2 protein-coding genes and 1 tRNA gene are annotated in these 2,386 nt (G+C 54.1%); 1 reads left to right on the top strand and 2 read right to left on the bottom strand.

Annotation, left to right across the window (positions count from 1 at the left end):
• The first annotated feature begins 282 nt into the window (after positions 1-282).
• Positions 283-1,122 carry a lysozyme inhibitor LprI family protein gene (locus tag AC1D1P_RS21130; RefSeq protein ID WP_477674312.1) on the top strand — a complete coding sequence of 280 codons (840 nt, stop codon included), beginning with the start codon at positions 283-285 and terminating at the stop codon, positions 1,120-1,122.
• Between the two features lie 173 nt (positions 1,123-1,295).
• On the opposite strand, the gene AC1D1P_RS21125 is transcribed toward AC1D1P_RS21130, so the two are convergent.
• Together AC1D1P_RS21125 and AC1D1P_RS21120 are read right to left on the bottom strand one after the other, a co-directional pair.
• Positions 1,296-1,371 (bottom strand) — tRNA-Thr (locus AC1D1P_RS21125).
• A 23-nt stretch (positions 1,372-1,394) separates the two neighbouring features.
• Positions 1,395-2,384 carry a class 1 fructose-bisphosphatase gene (locus AC1D1P_RS21120; protein WP_477674311.1) on the bottom strand — a complete coding sequence of 330 codons (990 nt, stop codon included), beginning with the start codon at positions 2,382-2,384 and terminating at the stop codon, positions 1,395-1,397.
• Positions 2,385-2,386: the final 2 nt, after the last annotated feature.

Genomic DNA, 2,386 nt, shown 5'->3' with positions numbered 1-2,386 from the left:
ATTGCCAGACGAGGGCGTCCTTACCTCACTATTGAAAAAGACGGGTGTGCAACTTAGGGGCGCTGTAGTCGAGTCGGACTTTCAATTGGTTCCGAAGAGATGCTTTCATATATCTAACAGGAGCCTTTAAGCTGTCAATTTTTAAGGGCAGCTCAGTGCGGAAATTTGACACCCACGGGGGGAGATCCAAAAATGGTGCTAATCACATCCCTTGTATATGCCTGAAACCCCGGACAATAGAGTCACACAGGACATCGATTTAATCCAACGTTAGTTCTCACCATGAAGTTCACTGCAGTTCTCGCACTTCTCTTGCTCACAACGACCTATTCTTTGGGCAACGACAGAGCTATCCGAGCTATGGCACAGGGGCAAAAAGGCTATACAGAAAAAGAGATTCGTGAAGAAATCTCAAAAGGCTGCGATGGCACTGGAGACATGGCTCTTTGCACTTGGTATGGCTACTACACGAAGGACGTCGCTCTGAACGATACCTATCGGCTATTGATGCGACGCTTGGTGAGTACCGACTTGAAAAATGCTCTGCGCAAATCGCAGAAGGCATGGCTTGAGTTCCGCGACTCGGATTGCATGTTCTCCACGGGGGACTGGGAAGGAGGAAGCTTCCGCCGTGTAGCGATCGCCATGTGTTGGCAAGAGATGACGGATAGGCGCGAGAAAGAGCTTGCTGAAATCTTGAAGTGCAAGGAAGGAACTTGCTTCGAGCTACAAGACTCCAAGTCTGCGGAGCCCGACCCCCAACCTGCTCTTGATAAAGCCATTCGAGATGGAATTATTCGTAAAGCAACGGCAGAAGATGTAAGAAAATTTCGGGATGCATACATTGACAAAAACTACACCAGGAAAAACCTCCTGGTGCCAGTGACAGAAGATGCTCTTTCTGTAGCCGAAACGGACTTATCGCGTGCCTATGTGGTGCTTGACAAGTTCACTTACCCTTCTGGTTTGGTAAACGAATATAGAGCAACCTTCTTTGTTCCCATAGGCGTTCCTGAGCCCAGCGGTGACATCGGTCATTCAGCGTTTTACGATTTTGGAACCCTCACTGTAGTGTGTACCGCTGCGAGAGCTGCTGCGAGAACAGGTTTTGTGTCTTGCTGATGAGAGGGCAGCAGAAATCAACAAGGTTTGGGTTGAGTCGGCGGTAAATGCTTGCCTACCGAAAAGAAAAAGCCTCCACAAAGGAGGCATTTTTAATGCGGAAAATCGACTGTCACCAGAAGTGACCTCAGCGATCACCGGTAAGTGACCACTATCGCTATTTCCGCCTGAATTGGTGCCGGAGAGATGAATCGAACACCCGACCTTCTCATTACGAATGAGCTGCTCTACCGACTGAGCTACACCGGCTTTTTATGAAATACAGCCTTCAATTATAGCCCGGAGTGGTAGGAGGTCACCCGTTCGACCTCATTTTTGGAGCCGAGTATGACGCTGACCCGTTCGTGCAGCTTGGTGGGTTGCAAGTCCAGGATGCGGTCTTTGCCGTTGGTGGCGGCGCCGCCGGCTTGCTCAATGAGCCAGCTCATGGGGTTGGCTTCGTACATGAGGCGCAGTTTTCCGGCTTTTTCGGGCTCGCGTTTGTCCCAAGGGTAGAGGAAGATGCCGCCGCGGCACAGGATGCGGTGCACGTCGGCCACCATGGCGGCGATCCAGCGCATGTTGAAGTCCTTGCCGCGCGGACCGTCCTTGCCGGCCAGCAACTCGTCCACGTAGCGCTTGACCGGGGCGTCCCAGTGGCGCATGTTGCTCATGTTGATGGCGAACTCTTTGGTGTCTTCAGGGATCTGCACGTTTTCCTCGATCAGCACAAAGGAGCCTTGCTCACGGTCCAGCGTGAACATGGCGACGCCGTCGCCCACCGTCAGCACCAGCGTGGTCTGCGGGCCGTAGATGCAGTAACCCGCCGCCACCTGTTTGTGGCCGGCCTGAAGGAAGTCGCCTTCATCCACAGCGCGGTCGCCCTCGGGCATTTTCAGCACGCTGAAGATGGTGCCAATGCTGACGTTGATGTCGATGTTGCTGGAGCCGTCGAGCGGGTCGAACAGCAGCAGGTATTCACCTTGGGGGTAGCGATTCGGCACCACGTAAATGCCTTCCATTTCCTCGCTGGCCATGCCGGCCAGGTGGCCGCCCCATTCATTGGCCTCAATCAGCACTTCGTTGGCAATGATGTCCAGCTTCTTCTGGATCTCACCCTGCACGTTCTCGCTTTCGGCGCTGCCCATGCCGCTGCCGAGCGCACCCTTGTTGACGGCCTGGCTGATGCTCTTGCAGGCGCGGGCGACCACTTCGAGCAGCAGGCGAAGCTGCGAGGGAATGTGACCGTCGATGCGCTGCTGTTCGATCAGGTAGCGGGTCAGGG

The organism is Polaromonas sp. P1_E1_2 (genome assembly GCF_056406035.1).
Note: the sequence above shows the minus strand (reverse complement) of the source record. Positions and strands in the feature narration are given on the sequence as shown.